This is a genomic window from Comamonas sp. GB3 AK4-5 (assembly GCF_041320665.1).
Taxonomy (GTDB): domain Bacteria; phylum Pseudomonadota; class Gammaproteobacteria; order Burkholderiales; family Burkholderiaceae_C; genus Comamonas.
In genome coordinates, this window is record NZ_CP166730.1 from 4,154,503 (window position 1) to 4,174,090 (window position 19,588).

At 63.5% G+C, this 19,588-nt stretch carries 15 protein-coding genes; 8 read left to right on the plus strand and 7 right to left on the minus strand.

The features are described 5' to 3' along the window. Positions 1-251 precede the first annotated feature (251 nt). The gene (locus tag ACA027_RS18585; protein WP_370679670.1) at positions 252-1,229 is read right to left on the minus strand and encodes a GMP reductase; all 978 of its coding nucleotides are present in this window, start codon (positions 1,227-1,229) and stop codon (positions 252-254) included. Between the two features lie 413 nt (positions 1,230-1,642). On the opposite strand from ACA027_RS18585, the gene ACA027_RS18590 reads away from it, so the two are divergent. After that, positions 1,643-4,084 (plus strand): UvrD-helicase domain-containing protein, encoded by a 2,442-nt coding sequence (locus ACA027_RS18590; RefSeq protein WP_370679671.1) that lies wholly within the window; start codon positions 1,643-1,645, stop codon positions 4,082-4,084. 88 nt (positions 4,085-4,172) lie between these two features. On the opposite strand, the gene ACA027_RS18595 is transcribed toward ACA027_RS18590, so the two are convergent. From ACA027_RS18595 to ACA027_RS18605, 3 genes are all read right to left on the minus strand, one after another. Beyond that, on the minus strand, positions 4,173-5,003 hold the full coding sequence (locus tag ACA027_RS18595; protein WP_370679672.1) for a BPSS1780 family membrane protein: 831 nt from the start codon (positions 5,001-5,003) through the stop codon (positions 4,173-4,175). Positions 5,004-5,178: 175 nt separating this feature from the next. Continuing rightward, complete coding sequence (locus tag ACA027_RS18600) at positions 5,179-6,165, minus strand: homoserine kinase (RefSeq protein WP_370679673.1); 987 nt, start codon at positions 6,163-6,165, stop codon at positions 5,179-5,181. Between the two features lie 102 nt (positions 6,166-6,267). Continuing rightward, positions 6,268-6,630 (minus strand): hypothetical protein, encoded by a 363-nt coding sequence (locus ACA027_RS18605; protein WP_370679674.1) that lies wholly within the window; start codon positions 6,628-6,630, stop codon positions 6,268-6,270. Between the two features lie 34 nt (positions 6,631-6,664). Here ACA027_RS18605 and polA point away from each other — a divergent pair, with 34 nt between their 5' ends. From polA to ACA027_RS18630, 5 genes are all read left to right on the plus strand, one after another. Then, positions 6,665-9,466, plus strand: coding sequence for a DNA polymerase I (polA, locus tag ACA027_RS18610; protein WP_370679675.1), 2,802 nt, complete (start codon positions 6,665-6,667; stop codon positions 9,464-9,466). Between the two features lie 299 nt (positions 9,467-9,765). Beyond that, the gene (locus ACA027_RS18615) at positions 9,766-10,665 is read left to right on the plus strand and encodes a hypothetical protein (RefSeq protein WP_370679676.1); all 900 of its coding nucleotides are present in this window, start codon (positions 9,766-9,768) and stop codon (positions 10,663-10,665) included. A gap of 198 nt (positions 10,666-10,863) precedes the next feature. Further along, entirely contained in the window at positions 10,864-11,514 is a 651-nt protein-coding gene (locus ACA027_RS18620) for an AzlC family ABC transporter permease (RefSeq protein ID WP_370679677.1), read from the plus strand. After that, entirely contained in the window at positions 11,511-11,831 is a 321-nt protein-coding gene (locus tag ACA027_RS18625) for an AzlD domain-containing protein (protein ID WP_370679678.1), read from the plus strand. Before ACA027_RS18620 ends, ACA027_RS18625 begins: the two co-directional genes overlap by 4 nt. A gap of 257 nt (positions 11,832-12,088) precedes the next feature. Next, a complete protein-coding gene (locus ACA027_RS18630) occupies positions 12,089-12,919 on the plus strand; it encodes a ZIP family metal transporter (protein WP_370679679.1) in 831 nt (276 codons plus the stop codon). A 92-nt stretch (positions 12,920-13,011) separates the two neighbouring features. Here the strand turns inward: ACA027_RS18630 and ACA027_RS18635 are convergent, their stop codons facing one another. Further along, a complete protein-coding gene (locus ACA027_RS18635) occupies positions 13,012-13,800 on the minus strand; it encodes a LytR/AlgR family response regulator transcription factor (RefSeq protein ID WP_370679680.1) in 789 nt (262 codons plus the stop codon). Positions 13,801-14,338: 538 nt separating this feature from the next. Here ACA027_RS18635 and argH point away from each other — a divergent pair. Both argH and ACA027_RS18645 read left to right on the plus strand, forming a co-directional pair. After that, positions 14,339-15,796: an argininosuccinate lyase gene (gene argH, locus ACA027_RS18640; protein ID WP_370679681.1), complete on the plus strand. Its 1,458-nt coding sequence runs from the start codon at positions 14,339-14,341 to the stop codon at positions 15,794-15,796. 108 nt (positions 15,797-15,904) lie between these two features. Beyond that, entirely contained in the window at positions 15,905-16,894 is a 990-nt protein-coding gene (locus ACA027_RS18645; protein ID WP_370679682.1) for a Bug family tripartite tricarboxylate transporter substrate binding protein, read from the plus strand. Between the two features lie 302 nt (positions 16,895-17,196). Here the strand turns inward: ACA027_RS18645 and ACA027_RS18650 are convergent. Together ACA027_RS18650 and ACA027_RS18655 are read right to left on the minus strand one after the other, a co-directional pair. Continuing rightward, positions 17,197-17,989 (minus strand): IS5 family transposase gene (locus ACA027_RS18650; protein ID WP_370678786.1). Its coding sequence is split into 2 segments (ribosomal slippage): positions 17,197-17,731 and positions 17,730-17,989, totalling 795 coding nucleotides; the frame shifts between segments, so codons are not numbered across the junction. A 646-nt stretch (positions 17,990-18,635) separates the two neighbouring features. Continuing rightward, positions 18,636-19,568: an MOSC domain-containing protein gene (locus ACA027_RS18655; protein WP_370679683.1), complete on the minus strand. Its 933-nt coding sequence runs from the start codon at positions 19,566-19,568 to the stop codon at positions 18,636-18,638. Between the last annotated feature and the right edge of the window lie 20 nt (positions 19,569-19,588).

The window sequence follows — 19,588 nt, forward strand, 5'->3', positions numbered from 1 at the left end:
GCCATGATGCCGAGTGTGGCGCGGCGGAGCTTGCAGATGGCTTGCACCAGTGGGCTGCGCCATGCCAATGCGCGATGCACGCAATCGGTAAAACGCTCCCAAAAAAGAAGCTGCCTGTGCGTATAGGCCAAGGATTCCACCGTGATATGGGCTGGGAATCCAAGGCCTGTGCGCACAGGCAGCTTCGGTTTTGCTGAGATGTAACTTTTTGCAGTCACACCTTGCAGCAGGACGGGCCTGCTGCCTGGGGCTTACATCAGCAGGTGTTCGCCCTGGTTGTCGCCACCCAGGACCACATAGTTCACCTTGCGGATGTCCATCAGCTTGTTCCCGCCGGCGTAGCTGATGGAAGACTGCACGTCCTGCTCCATCTCGATCAAGGTGTTTTGCAGCTTGCCCTTGATGGGCTCCAGAATGCGCTTGCCTTCCACATGCTTGTACTCGCCCTTGTTGAAGTCGCTGGCCGAGCCGTAGTATTCCTTGAACAGCTCGCCGTCCACTTCCACGGTCTGGCCGGGCGATTCTTCATGGCCGGCGAACAGCGAGCCAATCATCACCATGGTGGCGCCAAAGCGGATGCTCTTGGCAATGTCGCCATGGCTGCGGATCCCACCGTCGGCAATGATGGGCTTGGTGGCCACGCGGGCGCACCACTTCAGCGCCGACAGCTGCCAGCCGCCGGTGCCAAAACCGGTCTTGAGCTTGGTGATGCAGACCTTGCCCGGGCCCACGCCCACCTTGGTGGCGTCGGCGCCCCAGTTTTCCAGGTCGATCACGGCCTCGGGTGTGGCCACGTTGCCGGCAATCACAAAGGCCTCGGGCAGCTTGGCCTTGAGGTACTGGATCATGTTCTTCACGCTGTCGGCATGGCCGTGGGCAATGTCGATGGTGATGTATTCGGGGCAGATGTCTTCGGCCACGAAGCGGTCCACTATGGCGTAGTCCGGCTGCTTGACACCCAGCGAGATCGAGGCGAACAGGCCTTGCGACTGCATGGCCTTGGTGAAGGCCAGGTTGTCGATGTCAAAGCGGTGCATCACGTAGAAATAGCCGTGCTGCGCCAGAAATTTGCAGATCTTCTCGTCCAACACCGTTTTCATATTGGCCGGCACCACGGGCAGGCGGAAAGTGCGACGGCCCAGCTCCACGCTGGCATTGCATTCCGAGCGGCTTTCCACCACGCACTTGCGGGGCAGCAGCAGGATGTTGTCGTAGTCGAAGATTTCCATTGAATTCCAAGCTCCTGATAAGGATGCGGCAGTCTCGCCCACCGCAGAGATTGTCGAGAAAGGCGCTTGGCTTGGAGGCCGGTTCTGGGCCCTGTCACAAAACAATGGGCAAAAAAAACCGGACCACAAGAATCTTGGGCCCGGTGATTGATTCTACCCGGCAGCCTGCCGGAAAGGGCTAAGTCGGCATGCCATGCCGGGTATATGTAAAAGCATATAACCCCCTGAGTCGCTGCGCGCCTTCCCCCTCTCTGGTGCTATGCGCCGGAGGGGGACGACACCGGCGCTGCGGGGCGGCCCTTGCGCGGTGTCCTGGCGTGGGTTGCGCTGGTTGCGTGCAGATAGAAAGGCCTGGAGTTGGGACTTAGATGGAGAAACGCTCCGGAAGGGCTGGGGATTTCTACAATGCCGCTATGTTTCCGCTTGACCTGCTCGATGACGCCGAAGGCTCTTCCGCGTCCACCCACCACTCCCCCTTGCTGGCCAACCTCAATGAGGAGCAGCTGACGGCCGTCACGCTGCCGGCCGGCCATGCGCTGATCCTGGCCGGTGCCGGCTCGGGCAAGACGCGGGTGCTGACCACGCGCATCGCCTGGTTGCTGCAGACCGGGCAGGTCACGCCGGGCGGCATCATGGCCGTCACCTTCACCAACAAGGCTGCCAAGGAAATGGTGGCGCGGTTGACGGCCATGCTGCCGGTGAATGTGCGCGGCATGTGGATTGGCACGTTCCACGGTCTGTGCAACCGCCTGCTGCGCGCCCACCATGCGGCCGCCGGCCTGCCTGCCACCTTCCAGATCCTGGATACGCAAGACCAGCTCTCGGCCATCAAGCGCCTGTGCAAGCAGCACCAGGTGGACGAGGAGCGCTTTCCGCCCAAGCAGCTCTCCTGGTTCATCGCCGGCTGCAAGGAAGAAGGCATGCGGCCCAAGGACGTGGTGGCCGCCGACCCCGACACCAAGAAAAAAGTGGAGCTCTATCAGCTGTACGAAGACCAATGCCAGCGCGAAGGCGTGGTGGACTTTGGCGAGCTGATGCTGCGCAGCTTCGAGCTGCTGCGTGACGACACCCATTTGCGGGCCCACTACCAGCGCCGCTTTCGCTTTATTTTGGTGGACGAGTTTCAGGACACCAACAAGCTGCAATACGCCTGGCTCAAGCAACTGGCGGGCGAAATGGTGGCCGGCCGCATGCAGTCCGCCAGCAGCGTGCTGGCCGTGGGCGATGACGACCAAAGCATCTACGCCTTCCGCGGTGCGCGCGTGGGCAATATGAGCGACTTTGTGCGCGAGTTCGATGTGCAGCACCAGATCAAGCTGGAGCAGAACTACCGCTCCTTCAGCAACATCCTGGACTGTGCCAACCAGCTCATCAGCAACAACAGCCAGCGCCTGGGCAAGAACCTGCGCACCACCCAGGGTGCGGGCGAGCCGGTGCGCGTGTACGAGGCCCCCACCGATCTGGACGAAGCCAGCTGGATGGTGGAAGAAATCCGCAACCTGGTGCGGCAAGACGGGGTGGCGCGCCAGGAAATCGCCGTGCTCTACCGCAGCAATGCCCAGAGCCGGGTAATTGAAAGCAAGCTGTTCAACGCCGGCGTGCCCTACCGCGTGTATGGCGGTCTGCGCTTTTTCGAGCGGGCCGAAATCAAGCATGCCCTGGCCTATCTGCGCCTGTTGGAGAACCCGCACGACGACACCAGCTTTTTGCGCGTGGTGAATTTCCCTGCGCGCGGCATTGGCGCGCGCAGCGCGGAGACGCTGCAGGAAACCGCACGCGCCGCGGGCTGCTCGCTCAGCGATGCCGTCACCGCCGTGGGCGGCGCGGCAGGCAGCAAGCTGCAGGGCTTTGTGGCAAAAATCGATGTGCTGCGCGAAGAAACCCAGGGCAAAAGCCTGCGCCAGACCATTGAGCGCATGCTGGAAGTTAGCGGCCTGATCGACCACTACCTGAATGAAAAAGAAGGCCAGGACCGCATCGAGAACTTGAAGGAGTTGGTGAACGCGGCCGAGAGCTTTGTGACCCAGGAAGGCTTTGGCAAGGACGCGATTGCCCTGCCCATTGACGAACACAGCCGCCCCGATGCCGCGCTGACGCAAAGCCCGGCCAGCCAGGGTTTGGATGCTTCGCTCCCGCTACTGGACTTGCCTCTGGGTGGCGTGTCCAGGGACACGGACGCCGAAACCGGCGAAACCCTGTCGCCCCTGGCCGCCTTTCTGGTGCACGCGGCACTGGAGGCCGGTGACAACCAGGCCCAGGCCGGCCAAGAGGCCGTGCAACTGATGACGGTGCATGCCAGCAAGGGCCTGGAGTTTGACGTGGTCTTTATCGGCGGGCTGGAAGAAGGCCTGTTCCCGCACGAGAACGCCATGAGCGACCGCGGCGGCCTGGAGGAAGAACGCCGGCTGATGTATGTGGCCATCACCCGCGCACGCAAGCGCCTGTATCTGAGCCACTCGCAAAGCCGCATGCTGCATGGGCAAACGCGCTTCAACCTGCCCAGCCGCTTTCTGGATGAGCTGCCCGAGGGCTGCCTCAAATGGCTGACGGCCAAGGGCGGTTTTGGCAGTTTTGCTCCCAAGTCGGGAGCTGCTCCCGCATGGGGGACGGGCTCCAGGGGCTCATTTGGCTCCAAGTCTGCCGAGGTGTTTGCCAACCCCGTGGTGCCAGCGCAAAAGGCAGTGCCCGGTCATGGCATCGTCAAGGGCATCACGGTGTTCCACGCCAAGTTTGGCGAGGGCAAGGTGCTGGCGGTGGAGGGTACGGGCGACGACGCCCGCGCCCAGATCAACTTCCCGCGCCATGGCACCAAGTGGCTGGCGCTGGCGATTGCCAAGCTGACCATCGTCGAGTGAAGCGCTTCACGGCATTGCACGGCACAAAAAAAGCGATCCCAAGGGATCGCTTTTTTGATAGCTGAAAACGCCTGTATCTATTGGCGTGTCACGGGTTTTGGTGCGGGTCGTTGTAGGTCACATCGTCTGCCTCCAGTTCGTCATCCCCATCGGGGGCGGAGAAGCAGTCACGGAAGGTGAACACCACCGAGGTGAAGAACATGGCCGCCAACACCATGGCGGCGGCCACCATCAGACCGGCCGCCATATTGCCCACCAGGGTGGACAGCAAGGCCGTGAGAAGGGCCAGCACCAGGCCGGCGACGATGAACACGCCCACCCAGGACAGGAAGAACACCACAAAGGCGCCCAGATTGCGCCAGCAGGCCACAAAGCTGAAGAACAAGGCCTTGGTGGGCGGAATGGCATGCCAGTGCACCAGGCCGGGCGCATGCCAGAACAGCAGCGACAGCGGCAGATACAGCAGCATGGCGCACCACATGGCGGTCTGGAATTCGGGCTGCTGGGCCAGCTCGGGGGTCATAGGGATCTGGCCCAGATAGACCTGGGCGAACTGGCCGTCATCGATCAGGGCCGACAACCCCATGACCAGCAAAAAGCCCACGGCATAGAAAACGCCCAACTGGGCCATGGCGTGCAGGCGCTGGCGCCCGGTGTGAAAGGCCACCAGCAGCAGCGCGGGCGTGGGCATGCGGCCCTGCAATGTTTCGGCGGCACCCACCATCATCACCAGCGAAGCCGTGGGCAGCATGGCCAGCGCCAGTGCCGGCCCGATGAGGGGGAAAAGCGTGACCAGGGACATGGCGGCCATGCACAGCAGGAACAGGGCGGACAGCGCCATGGGATGGCGCCAGAAAGTCTGGATACCCAGCTTGACCCACTGGGTGCCGGTGGCGGCGGGAACGATATTGAGTTTCATGGCAGGCGAGAGAGGGGCGGGGCCGTGGCAGCGCCGCAGTGGCAGGCCGCGCTGCAGGGGCCTGGGGTAGCAGGACTGTACCCCAGCCGCCTGAAAGACCCTGTGCAGCGGGTCGGACGATGCCGCTGCGTTTTACCAGCAGGCCGACAGGGTGGCTTAGATCGTAAACACGCTCTTAGGCCAGTGCGGTTTCGTGCGCCGCGTGGGCGGACAGGGACAGCGGATGGGCTATGCGTTGGCGCAGCACGCGCTCGAAGTGGGTGGGGTCGTGGGGCTGCAGCAGCGCAGCTTCGCGCGGGAGGTAGAAGTCCCACAGGCGCGACACCCAAAAGCGCAGCGCCCCGGCACGCAGCATGGGGTTGAGCAGCTCGCGCTCGGCCGCCTCCAGCGGTCGCACGGCCTGGTAGGCGGCCAGCATGGCGCCGGCCTTGGCCGCATCGTGGGCGCCGCTGGCATGGTCTATGCACCAGTCGTTCAGGCACACGGCCAGATCGAACAGCCAGCTGTCGACGCCGGCGAAGTAGAAGTCAAAGAAGCCGGTCAGTGCCTCGCCGTCGAACATCACGTTGTCGCGGAACAGGTCGGCGTGGATGGGGCCGCGTGGCAGGGCCGCATAGTTGGGGCTGACAGCCACATGGTTCTGGAAGGCCAGCTCGCTGCGCAGCAGATCGGCTGCTTCCTGCTCCAGATGGGGCAGGACCACGGGTACGGTCTCGTTCCACCAGGGCAGGCCGCGCAGATTGGGTTGCTCGCGGTCATAGTCGCGCCCGGCCAGGTGCATGCGGGCCAGCATGTCGCCCACGGCGGCGCAGTGCACGGCCTGGGGCTGCAGCTGGCTGTGGCCACGGAGCTTTTGCACCACGGCCGCGGGCTTGCCGGCCACCTGGTGCAATATGTCGCCGCTCTTGGCATCGGCCTGGGGGGCGGGCACGGGAATGCCGGCCAGCGCCAGGTGCTTCATCAGATAGAGGTAAAAGGGCAACTGCTCGAACGTCAGGCGCTCGAACAGGGTCAGCACCCACTCGCCCTGGTCGGTGGTCAGGAAGTAGTTGGTGTTTTCAATCCCGCCTTGAATGCCGCGCAGTTCGGTCAGGTTGCCCAGGGGGATGCGGCGCAGCAGCTCGCGCGCTTCTTTGTCAGAGACTTCGGTAAAAACAGCCATCGCTCAAAAGATGCAAAACGGTGGGGATGGAATGGAAAGCGCCGGCGCAGTCCCCGGGGGCTGTGCCGGCGCAAAGCCGGAGGCGGGCGGAGAAATCCAGGCTTAGAAGCTCAGGTTCCAGACGCGGCGGCCATTGGTGCCGTCGCTGCCGCCCTGGTTGATGCCGTCCTTGCCGGCATTGCCGGGCTTGACCTCGTAGGCAGGCATATTGCCGGCCTTGGGCTGGACATTGATGCTTTGCGTCTGACCACCCACACGCAACTCGTCCACACGGCTGCCGGCATCTTCCTCGCGGATTCGCTCGATGCGCTGGTTCTGGCGCGATGGCGCCGTGCTGTTTTCCTGCGCGGAATCGCCGCTGGCAGACACCGCAGCAGGGGTGCTGGAAGCCGGCTCGCTGGAGGGCTGTGCCCACGCCGCAGCGGAGGTCAGAACGGCAATGGAAAAGAGGAGGGGTGCGCGCATGGTGAGATTGTAGTGGCGCGTGCACAATCTTGGTATGAGCAATTCCAAGACATTGGTGCTGGTGGATGGTTCCAGCTACCTCTACCGCGCCTACCACGCCATGCCCGATCTGCGGGCCATTCCCGGCGACCCGGCCAGTCCGGCTACGGGCGCCATTCGCGGCATGGTGAACATGATGCAGGCCCTGCGCAAGGACGTGCAGGCCGACTACGCCGTCTGCGTATTTGATGCCTCAGGCCCCACCTTCCGCGACAGCATGTACAGCGAGTACAAGGCCACGCGCTCCCCCATGCCCGATGACCTGCGCGAGCAGATTGCCCCTATCCACGAAGTGGTTCGGCTGCTGGGCTGGAAAGTGGTGGCCGTGCCCGGCGTGGAGGCGGACGACGTGATTGCCACGCTGGCCCAGATGGCCGCGGGCCAGGGTATTGATGTCATTGTTTCCAGTGGTGACAAGGACTTGAGCCAGTTGGTGAACGAGCGCGTCACCATCATCGACACCATGAATGGCAAAAAGCGCGACGTGGCCGGTGTGACGACCGAGTTCGGCGTGCCGCCCGCGCTGATGATCGACTACCAGGCCCTGGTGGGCGACACCGTGGACAACGTGCCCGGGGTGAGCAAGGTCGGCCCCAAGACCGCCGCCAAATGGCTGGAGGAGCATGGCACGCTAGACAATTTGATAGCGCATGCCGCAGACATCAAGGGCGTTGCAGGCCAAAACCTGCGCGATGCCATCGCCAGCGGCCAACTGGCGCTGAGCCGCCAGTTGGTGACCATGAAGACCGACTGCGATCTGGCCGGCCATATCGCCGGCCTGCCGCAGCTGGATGACATCACGCTGGCCGCACCGGACAGCGCTGCCCTGGTGCCTTTCTATGAAAAATACGGCTTCAAGGGCCTGGCGCGGGCCATGGGGGCTGCTGCTGCCGAAGCAGCGCCGGCCAAGAAAGCGCCTGCGACCGACCAGGGCGGGCTGTTTGACGCTGACGACGCCGCAGCCACCGAAGTGGCCGTGCAGGCCCAGCAACGTGATGTGGTTTACACCACCATCCTGACCGAGGCCCAACTGGAGGAATGGCTAGCCAAGATCCAGACGGCCGCGCTCACGGCCATCGATACCGAAACCGATTCGCTGGACGAAATGCAGGCGCAGATCGTGGGCATCTCGCTCAGCGTGCAGGTGGGGGAGGCCGCTTACATTCCGCTGCGCCACGAGGGCATGGACGTGCCCGAGCAACTGCCCATGGACTGGGTGCTGGCCAAGCTCAAGCCCTGGCTGGAAGATGGCTCCCGGAAAAAGCTGGGCCAGCATGTCAAATACGACCAGCATGTGTTTGCCAACCACGGCATCACCGTGCGCGGCTATGCCCATGACACCATGCTGCAGTCCTATGTGCTGGAAGTGCACCGTCCGCACAATCTGACCAGCCTTGCGCTGCGCCATGTGAACCGCACCGGCATCAGCTATGAAGACCTGTGCGGCAAGGGCAAGGGGCAGATTCCTTTTGCGCAGGTGGCGGTGGACCAGGCAGCGGCCTACAGCTGTGAGGACTCGGACCAGACCCTGGACGTGCACGGCGTGCTGTGGCCGCAGATCCAGGCCAATGCTGGCCTGCTGCATATCTACGAGCTGGAAATCCAGACCAGCGAAGCCCTGTTCCGCATGGAGCGCAACGGCGTGCGCATCGATGCCGGCGAGTTGGCGCGCCAGAGCAACGACCTGGGTGCGCGCATCTTGAAGCTGGAGGAAGAGGCTTATGAGATCGCCGGCCAGCCCTTCAACCTCGCAAGCCCCAAGCAGTTGGGTGAGATCTTTTTCGACAAGCTGAACATGCCCGTGGTGAAGAAGACTGCCACCGGCGCGCGCAGCACCGACGAGGAAGTGCTGGAAAAGCTGGCCGAGGACTACCCCCTGCCCGCCAAGCTGCTGGAGCACCGCAGCCTGTCCAAGCTCAAGGGCACCTATACCGACAAGCTGGCGCAGATGGCCTCGCCCAAGGATGGCCGCGTGCACACCCACTACGCCCAGGCCGTGGCCGTGACCGGGCGTTTGTCCAGCAACGACCCCAATCTGCAAAACATTCCGGTGCGCACCCCCGAGGGCCGGCGCGTGCGCGAGGCCTTCGTGGCGCCCGAGGGCAAGCTGATTGCCAGCGCCGACTACTCGCAGATCGAGCTGCGCATCATGGCCCATCTCTCGGGTGACGAGGCCTTGCTCAACGCCTTCAAGAACGGCCAGGACGTGCACCGCGCCACGGCGGCCGAGGTGTTTGGCGTGGCTGTGGACCAGGTCAGCAGCGAGCAGCGCCGTTACGCCAAGGTCATCAACTTCGGCCTGATTTACGGCATGAGCAGCTTTGGCCTGGCCAAGAACCTGGGCATTGAAACCAAGGCCGCGGCCGCCTATATCGACAAATACTTCCAGCGCTACCCCGGTGTGAAGCGCTATATGGACGAAACGGTGGAGCTGGCCCACAACCAGGGCTATGTGGAAACCGTGTTTGGTCGGCGTCTGTACCTGCCCGAGATCAATGGCGGCAGCGGCCCGCGCAAGAAGGCGGCAGAGCGCGCCGCCATCAATGCGCCCATGCAGGGCACTGCGGCCGATTTGATCAAGAAAGCCATGGTGGCCGTGCAGGCCAAGCTGGATGCGGACAGGCCGCAGATCCAGGTCATCATGCAGGTGCATGACGAACTGGTGTTCGAGCTGCCGGTGGCCGAGCAGGACTGGGTGCGAGCCGAAATCCCGGCACTGATGGCGGGTGTGGCCGATCTGCATGTGCCGCTGCTGGCCGAGATTGGCTTTGGCTCCAACTGGGAGAAGGCGCATTGATGCGCTTTTGAGCCCCAGGCGCTGCCATAAAGGCGTCTTGTAGGAGAAGTTCTGCTGGCTTTGTGGGGAAAGTGGTGAGCGGTATGCCGCGGGCCGCTTCTGTGCGAGATCATCTGCTAGCAGATTTTTTCAGCAGGAGTAAGCGGTAGATGCGGTATTCAGGGCCAGCGCGCCACCCCATGTCCCAGGTGCGGCGGGCCCTGGCGCGTTGGCGAGCCCGACTGCTTGCCGCAGGGCTCGCTGCCTGCATGGGCTGCAGCCTGGCGACGGAGAAACCACCGTTGCTGCTGGTGCAGCCTATGGACCGCCTGATGCCGGCCAATGCCGTGGTTCAACACTTTGCACATTGGCTGCCGCATTACCTGGGCGAAAAAGCGGTGCTGCACCGCGAAAGCAACGGCCAGGGCCTGGCCAGCATTGCCTGGGCCGCCAGTGCGGCGCCACCGGAGCGCACGGTGCTGCTGATGTCGCAGCTGTGGCAGTCCCGGCTGGATGCCTTGCCCGCATACACACCAGGAGCCCGCAACTGGGTGCCTTTGCAAATGGTGCTGCAGGGCACCTGGTGCTTGATGGCGGGAAAAGACCGCCACCTGCCCGACTATGCCGCGCTGCACCGCTGGCTGCGGACATTGCACCGCCCGGTGCGCCTGGGCGTTCCCCACAGCTTTGGTCTGCCTGATCTGTGGATGCAGGCAGTGGCCCGCAAAACCGATCTGCCCTGGGTGAGCACATCTTTTGCGCTGCAGCGCCAGGCCATCCATGCCCTGCTGGCCGGGCAGGTGGATCTGGTGCTGGAGCGTTGCAGCGATGCGTCCCTACACCCGGACAGCAAGGTGGCGGCCCGCATTGACTGGCAGGGCGTACAGCTGCTGGCACAGGTGGGTCTGCCGGCATCGGTGAGGGTGCCCTCGTTTGTCCAGTGGCAGCTGCCGCCGATTGCACCGGGCTGGATGGCCTGGTTTGTCCGTTCCGAGATGTCGGCAGACCGGCAGGAGGCGGTGGCCCGGGCCTTAAACGCCATCTTGTTGCGCGATGACACCCAGGCCTTGATTGCAGCCCTGCAGCAGCAGCCGGTGCGCATGAGTACCACGGACTCCCAGCGCTTTGTGCGCCATACCCAGACACAAGAGCAGTCGCTGCAGCAATGGCTGGAACGCGCCGCCAACCCGCTGCTGGACATGGGCAGCCTGGTGCCCTGAAAGCCCTTTCCGTCGAGTCTTTGCGCTCTCTTATCATGTGCTGCTGGCTTGGCCGGCTGCTGTCCTGCCGCCATGGGTATGCAGGCAGTCAAACCGCTGCTCCTGCAGCAGGGGAGCACATGAGGAGCTATGGTTTTGAGATCTTCTGATGCCGCTTTTGCGCCGCGATGGCGAGCGGGTCTTACACCCGCTGTGCGCATGGGCCTGTCCATTTCCGTGGCCACCGGGCTGTATGGCATTTCCTTTGGTGCGCTGGCCGTCGCCGCAGGCTTGCAGCTGTGGCAGGCCATGGCCTTGAGCGCACTGATGTTCACCGGTGGCTCGCAGTTCGCCTTCATTGGCGTCATTGCCGGTGGCGGCACGGGGGCTGCAGCGCTGGGGGCCGCCAGCCTGCTGGGTGTGCGCAATGCGGTCTACGGCATGCAGATGAACCGCATGCTGGGCCCGCGTGGCTGGCGCCGCTGGCTGAGCGCCCAGCTGACGATTGATGAATCGGCCGCCACGGCCGTAGGCCAGCTGGATGCGGCCGAGCAGCAGCGCGGCTTTTGGACTGCGGGCATTGGTGTGTTTGTGCTGTGGAATTTGTGCACATTGCTGGGTGCCTGGCTGGGCGATGCCCTGGGGGACCCGCGCCAATGGGGGCTGGATGGCGCGGCCGTGGCCGCCTTTCTGGGTCTGCTGTGGCCCCGGCTGCAGCAGCGCGAGCCTGTGGCGCTGGCCGTGCTGTGCGGCGTGGTGACGGCCTTGGCCGTGCCGCTGCTGCCGCCGGGCCTGCCCATCTTGCTGGCTGCGGTGGTGGGCGCCGTCTGGGGTTGCTGGCACCGCAGTGCCGCACAGGAGGCCGCATGAACCTGGTTGATAGCGGGCTGTGGCCCTGGATTTTGGCCGCCTGCGCCGTGGCCTTTGTCACCAAGCTGGCCGGTTACGCCGTGCCTGCGCGCTGGCTGCAAAGCCCGCGCATGGGCCAGGTGGCGGCTTGTATGACCGTGGCATTGCTGACGGCCCTGACGGTGATGAACACCTTTGCCAGCGGCATGGCCCTGGTGCTGGATGCGCGCTTGGCATCCCTGGTGGTGGCCGCTGTGGCCTTGTGGCTGCGAGCCCCGTTTTTGCTGGTGGTGGTGCTCGGTGCCGCGGCCGCGGCACTGGTGCGCTGGCTGGTGTGAAGCGGCCTGTTCTGGGGCAAGGCCTGGGCCTTGACCGGTTCAAAACCCTGGCCCTGGAAATGCTGGCCCGATCTGCACGGACAGCATGGAGCGGCGGGTGTAAGCTCTTGCCCCTTGTCTGACCAGGGTTGGCGGTATGTGTCTGCGGCCCCTGGTGCACAGCTTGTGGAGACCTGCCGCTGGGGCCGCATGCCCCGTGCCTTGCTGGATTTACCTTCTTTAGCGCGTTAAAGCGCTTACCAACTGCATAAGCAGCTATGACTTTAGTAGCGATCATCTTGGCCACATTGGCCGCCGGTATTGGCAGCGTCTGGGTGGCGGATCTGTTGTTGCGCATGGGCCTGGGGCGCGGCAGTGCCCAGCAGGGCATGCTCAGTCTGGCGGCGGGGGCGCTGCTGGCGACAGCTTTCATGCATTTGCTGCCGGAGGCCTTCGAGAGCGAAGCCGGAGCCCATGACTTGTTCATGACGCTGTTGATTGGCGTGGTGTTTTTCTTTTTGCTGACCAAGGCCGAGCTGTGGCACCACGGCCATGAGCACCACCATGCGCCCGTGGAGGTCGCACATGCCGAGGCCCACGATGGCCACCACGATCATGCACATGGGCATACGCACGGGCACGCCCATTCCCACCGCAGCGGTGGCGGGTGGTCGCTGTTGACGGGCGACAGCGTGCATTGCTTTGGTGACGGTATCTTGATTGCATCGGCTTTTCTGGCCGACATCCGCCTGGGTGTGATCGCCGCCGTTTCGGTGCTGGCCCATGAGGTACCGCACCATATGGGCGATCTGGTGGTGATGCGCCAGACCAGCCACCGCAGCGCGGCCGTGCTCAAGGTGTCGCTGGCTGGCGCCGTCACGGCCCTGGGTGGCCTGGCGGGCTATTTCCTGGTGGGACAGCTGCAGGACTGGCTGCCGTTCTTTCTGACCATTGCCTCCAGCAGCTTTGTCTATGTGGCCCTGTCCGACCTGATCCCCCAGCTGCAAAAACAGTTCTCGGCCCGCGAGACCCTGGCCCAGGTGGGCTGGTTGACGGTAGGCATTGTGCTGGTGACGGTGGTCAGCGGGCTTGCCCATGGAAGCCGCTGACCAGCGCTGCTGCAACGGCGGACCACGCTGGGCAAGCGCATAAAAAAACGCTGGTCGAATGACCAGCGTTTGGCGTGTGAGCTTGGGTGGGGTTATGCGGGCTCGGCCTGGATATGCACCAGCGGCTGGTTCATCACCGCACGCACGGCAGACAGTTGGCGGCGCGAGACCATCAACAGCTCGGGCACGGCATGCATGCGCAGAGCCCAGCCTTCGCCGTCGTCTTCGGTGTAGTGCTTTTCCAGACTGCGCATCTGTTCGCGGGTAACCAGGGCGTTGCGGTGGATGCGCACAAACTGCTGGGGGTAGCGGCCCTCCAGCTCGGTCAGCGAGTTGTCCAAGATATAGCTGCGGGTGGCGGTGCGCACGGTGACGTACTTTTGTTCTGCCTTGAGATAGATCACCTGGTGCAGCGGCACGCGCTCGGTGCGGCCACGGTCGCGGATCAGCAGCGCAGCGGCACTGCCCATGGGCATGGAGCTGGGCGATTTCATTTCCATGGCATAGAGCCGACGCACCTTGGCCACGGCCTGTTGCAGGCGATCCAGCCGCACCGGCTTGGTCAGGTAGTCCACGGCTTCCACTTCAAACGCATTGGCCGAGTACATGGCGTGGGCGGTCACAAACACCACCGCGGGCGGACGCGGCAGGGAGCGCAGGGTCTGGGCAAAGCGCAAACCATCCTGGCCCGGCATTTGCACATCCAGAAAAATCAGGTCCACCGGGTGGTGGTCCTTGGTGCGCTGTAATACATCCAGAGCTTGTGCTGCAGTGGCGGCCTCGGACACCAGAAAGGGTGCGCTGGGGTCTTCGCAGTCGCTGAGCAGTACGCGCAAGCGATTACGGGCCAAGAGTTCGTTGTCAACGATCAGGACGTGCATAGCTCCATCTCCCTTCATCTCTGTGTGGGTCATGCCTCGGGGACGGACAGCGTGGCGGTGCGCAGGCGTTTTTCTCTGGATCGAAACGCCGGCCTGGCGGTCATGCTGCGGTGCTCAAGGCGGTTGCACATTTGCGACAGTTTTTCCTTGACTTTTCGCAAACTCTCGCTGTTCTGCGGGAGTGAAACAAAGTGTATGGGTGACTAGAAAGATGCATTTGTGACTGATGAGTTTTGTTGTGACTGTGACGTTTTCGATGAATTTGCAGGCTTTTACACGCTGCTACACGGTGTTTTCCCCAGGTGTTTGCGCATGGTGCCGCCGTGAATGGGCGTGATTTCGGTTGGGCGGCATGCAAGGCGTTTCGTCTTCAGGCGCTGTGCAGCTGTCCTTGCAAAGCCCTGTGTAGTGGTGCTGCGCAGGGGGCCGATAGGGCGGAATCAGCGGGCCGCGGTGGGGCTCGATAAAATTGAGGGCTTTTGCATCGCTGCATCCGGGGCTCCGGGTGCTTGAACTACCGGAAACCCTGTCCCCGCTTATGTCCTCCAACACCACCGCGCAGCCCTCTCACAACCAGCTCGATACCAAGGCGCAAGCGTGGTCTGCCCTGTTCTCCGAGCCCATGAGCGATCTGGTCAAGCGCTTCACCTCCAGCGTGTTTTTTGACCAGCGCATGTGGAAGGCGGACATCACCGGCAGCCTGGCCCATGCCGAGATGCTGGCCGCTCAGGGCGTGATTGGCCAGGACGACTACGCAGCCATTCAAAAAGGCATGGCCCAGATCCAGTCGGAAATCGAAGCCGGCCAGTTCGAATGGAAGCTGGACCTGGAAGACGTGCACCTGAATATTGAGGCACGCTTGACCGCCCTGGTGGGCGATGCCGGCAAGCGCCTGCACACCGGCCGCAGCCGCAACGACCAGGTGGCCACCGATGTGCGCCTGTGGCTGCGCGATGAGATCGATTTGATCGCCGGCCTGCTCAAGGAGTTGCAGCTGTCCCTGGTGGATGTGGCGGGCAAGAACGTCGAAGTGATACTGCCCGGCTTCACCCACTTGCAGGTGGCCCAGCCGGTGAGCTTTGGCCACCACATGCTGGCCTATGTGGAAATGTTCAAGCGCGATGCCGAGCGCATGCAGGACGTGCGCCGCCGCGTCAACGTGCTGCCCCTGGGCTCGGCGGCCCTGGCCGGCACCACCTACCCGCTGGACCGCGAGCGCGTGGCCAAGACCCTGGGCATGGATGGCGTGTGCCAGAACAGCCTGGATGGCGTGAGCGACCGTGACTTTGCCATCGAGTTCACCGCCGCTGCCAGCCTGTGCATGGTGCATGTCTCGCGCCTGTCCGAGGAGCTCATCATCTGGATGAGCCAGAACTTCGGCTTCATCAAAATTGCCGACCGCTTCACCACCGGCTCGTCCATCATGCCGCAGAAGAAGAACCCCGACGTGCCAGAGCTGGCCCGTGGCAAGACCGGCCGCGTCGTCGGCCATCTGATGGGCCTGATCACCTTGATGAAGGGCCAGCCCCTGGCCTATAACAAAGACAACCAGGAAGACAAGGAGCCGCTGTTCGACACCGTGGACACCTTGAAGGACACGCTGCGCATCTTTGCCGAAATGATCGGTGGCCAGCTCAATCCCGCCACCGGCACCAAGGAAGGCGGCATCACCGTGAATGCCGAAGCCATGCGCGCTGCCGCACTCAAGGGCTATGCCACGGCCACCGACCTGGCCGACTACCTGGTCAAGAAGGGCCTGCCCTTCCGCGATGCCCACGAAACCGTGGCCCATGCCGTGAAGCTGGCCACCATGAAGGGGGTGGACCTGACCGAGCTGCCCCTGGTCGAGCTGCAGGCCTTCAACCCCCATATCGAAGCCGATGTGTTCGAGGCGCTGAGCCTGGAAGGCTCGCTCAATGCCCGCAACACCCTGGGCGGCACGGCACCGGCCCAGGTGCGCGCCCAGCTGGCCAAGCACCTGGCACGCCTGGCCTGATCCCTGCTTGCAGGCTTTCTGCTGAAGCGGCAAGCCCGCATCAGCCCCACAGCGCAGCGTCCGGTGGGCCCTGCGCTTTTTCTTTGTGCTTTGTCAGAGCGCCACACCATGTCCCATACCCGACGCCATTTCCTCTCCCGCACTGCACAGGCCGGCATGGCGCTGGCGGCGGCCTCCTCGGTAGGCCGGGCATGGGCCAAAAGCGGCAAGCCGTTGCGCATTCTGGTGGGCTTTCCTCCGGGCGGCGGCAGCGATGTGATTGCGCGGCTTCTGCAAGAACCCTTGTCCTCCATGCTGGATGTGCCGGTGATGGTGGAAAACCGTCCCGGTGCCGGTGGCCAGATAGCGGCCCAGCAGCTCAAGGCGGCCCAGCCCGACGGCAGCACGGTGTTTTTGACGCATGACCACACCATCTCCATCTTGCCGCAGGTGGTGCGCAACCCCGGTTTCGATCCGGCCAAGGACTTTGTGCCGGCCGGTGGTTTTGCCTCGTTTGTGAACTGCCTGGCCGTGCCCGGCAGCCACCCCGCCAAGACTTTTTCCGAGTATGTGCAGTGGGTGCGCACGGCGGCCCAGGGACGCAGCGCCATCGGCATTCCGGCGCCGGCATCCACCCCCGAGTTTCTGGTGCAGCAGCTGGCCCAGCATTTCCAGTTGGACCTGGTGGCTGCACCCTACAAGGGCAGCGCGCCCATGATCGGCGACCTGATGGGGCGGCAGATCGAAGCCGGCATTGGCTCGGTGCAGGACTTCATCGAATACCAGAAAACCGGCAAGCTGCGCGTGCTGGCCGTGTTGGGTGGCCAGCGGCAAAAAGCCTTTCCCGAGGCGCCCACCTTTGGTGAGCTGGGCCTGGCCGGCCTGGAAGACATGCCTTACTACGGCTTCTACGCCCCGCACGGCACCCATGCTGCCTGGATCCAGCGCTTTTCCCTGGCCTTGGCCGAAGCCGTGGCGCGCCCGGCCATACGCAGCCAGTTGGAGCAGCTGGGATTGACCGTGGGCGCCATGACGCCCGAACAGTTGCAGCAGCGAGAGCGCGCCTATACCGCTGCCTGGCAGACCATTATTCGAAAAAGCGGATTTCAGCCGCAGTGAGCGCGCGCTGACAAATTCACTCTAAGAGCGTGTTCACGATCTCCTCGCGGCGCTCCAGCGTCTTTGCGGGATGGGATACAAGGCGCGATACCGCAGCAATAGCCGTGCTATTGCGAGGATTCGCAACACCGTAGACCGCCCGCAAAGGCACTGGCCCTTCGGGTTGAAGCGAAATCGGGCGACTTCTTCGCGCTGGCTCTTGCTTGCACCCCGGTGCAAGCTGCGTCCCATCGGCTCGAACTCATTCCGATTGCGCTCCAACGCGTCTGCGTAGAGATTGTGAACACGCTCTAAGAGCGTGTTCAAAGTCTCCTGAGCAAGAGCCCCAAGAACGCCAGATGGACGAACTGCAAGCTGGTGTTGAGCCAACGCTCGCAGTTTTTCCATAACCTTCTGTTCTTCTCCAGCCAGGCGAAGCTGCGCTCCACTACCCAGCGCTTGGGCATGACCTTAAAGCTGTGCATCTCGCTCCTCTTGGCGATTTGCACCGTCACGTGCTCGCCCAGAATCTCTTGTACGCCCTGCGCAAAGGGCTGGCCCACGTAGCCGCTGTCGCACAGCACGCCTTGCACTCGCCCCAACGTCCGCTTACAGCGCTGCAGGGCCTGCAGGGCACCTTTGCGGTCCGTTACCTCGGCCGTGGTCACCGCAATGGCATGTGGCAGCCCCTGCGTGTCCACCGCAATGTGGCGCTTGATCCCACAGACCTTCTTGCCCGCGTCATAGCCCTTCAGCCCCGCCGTGTCCGTGTTCTTCACGCTCTGCGCGTCCACAATCAAGAACGCGCTGCATGCGTTGCGCCCCAGTTTCTCGCGGGCCGCGCCAACCTGATTTTTTTAAAGCCTGCTCCAGCAGGCTGCCTTCCTCGCGGGGCTCGCTCCAGATCGCCCAGTACGAATGCACCGTGCGCCACTTGGGAAAGTCGCTGGGCAGCGCTCGCCACTGGCAGCCCGTGCGCAGCAGATACAGCACGGCGCAGAACACCTCGTAAAGCTCCACCTTGCGTGGGGCCGTCCTTTTGCGCGCACTCTCCAGCATTGGCCGGATCACTTCGAACTGCTCGCGCTTGATATCGCTGGGGTAGCCTTTTCTCATCCTGCGAGCTTCTCACATCTGGCGAGACTTTGAACACGTTCTTACAGCGCTCCGCTCGAACAGCCGCGGCAAGTCAGTCTACGAAGCATGGCTGTCCTACGGCAGCCATGCGGCCCTGTGTGCTGTGCGCCGCAGGCGTGTATAGAAGGGGAATAACCGCAGCGCGAGCAGCGTGACGAAGCATCAGGTGTTTATGGCTTGGAGATAAAGTTCGTCAACGGCACAGCCTACGCAGGGCAGGTATCCGGTTCCCGCCTTCCCCTTTTGCCCATGGCTCGGCGCGCAGAGCCCGGGGCGGGCAGCTGTGCCGCAGGACACAGCTGCTTCGTGGTCAAGCTTGCCGCAGCATGTTTGAGCAGAGCGGCCGCGCCGCGAGTTCTGTGGCGTCGCCCAGGGATCGAGCACCGAGCTTGCCCGGAGCGAAGCGCAGGGACATGGGCAGCAGGGACGGCTTCTTTTGCTTCCGTTTTCTTGAGCGTTCAAGAAAATGAAGTCGCCTGCCTGGGCGAGACCCGGCCTCGGCACGTCATATCCGCGCAGCAGCGCAATTCGGAGTGAAGCTTCATCTGAGGCATGTAGCTAATCAGGGCTTTTTACTTTCAAACCTCGCACAGGAGCGCTATAGGCGCTCCTTTTTTCACAGCCTTCAATCAAACGCTAGCTCACCTGCCACGGGCTGACCCACGGTCAAGATCAGCCCTGCCCCCTGGGTAACGATAGCATTCATGCCAAAGGTGATGGCGCCACCCACACGCGCGTCGGCGCGGTAGCCGGCCAGGGTCTGGCTGACATGGGTGCTGCGCTGCGCCGTGGCCGGGTCGATGTCGGGAATCGGGCAGCGCGTGCAAGGCTTGACCGGACGCAGCGTGGCCACGCCCGCCGCCGTGCCGATGTGCAGCTGGGCCAGATGGTCTTCCTCATGCGCTTCCAACCCCGCCAGCACCACATTGGCGCGAAAGCGCAGCAGCTCCACATGCGGGCCGCCAGCCGCCTGGACACGCGCAGCCAGCTCGCTGCCTGCGGCCTCGGTGGCCAGCAGCAGCGGGTAGCCGTCGGAAAAATAGGTGCTGGCCGCGTCCTCTCCCGTCCACTTGCGGCTGCAGGGCCGCGTGCTGCGGCGGTCAAAGCGCACCAGGCGGCAAGGCGTACCCAGAAAGGCCGTCAACCACTGTGCCGCCGCATCCCCCTGATCCCAGGCGCTCACCTGGTCATCCCACACCTCCACCAAGCAGGGCAAGGCTTCAGCCGGGGGCTGCACCACCAGACGCTCGCAGTCCGGCGCCGTCAACGCCAGCACCATGTCGGTGGATGCACCGACTTCCAGCAGCTGCGGGCGGATCAAGGCCATGCGCGGGTGGCTGCGCTGGGTCAAGAAAACACCTTGCGGGTCCACCACCATCCATTCACGGTCATGGGCCAGGCCGGTAGCGTCCAGGCGCACCGTATCCACGGCCACACCGGCGCAGGATTTCACAGGAAACACCCAGAGCTGGGCGATATGCCCCTGCACATCGGCAGCGTTGGCAAAGCCGTCCCAAGCGGGGTGGACGGAGGCGGGAATGGCGGCGGAAGTGGTCATGCAAAGGCTTTCTTTCTCGG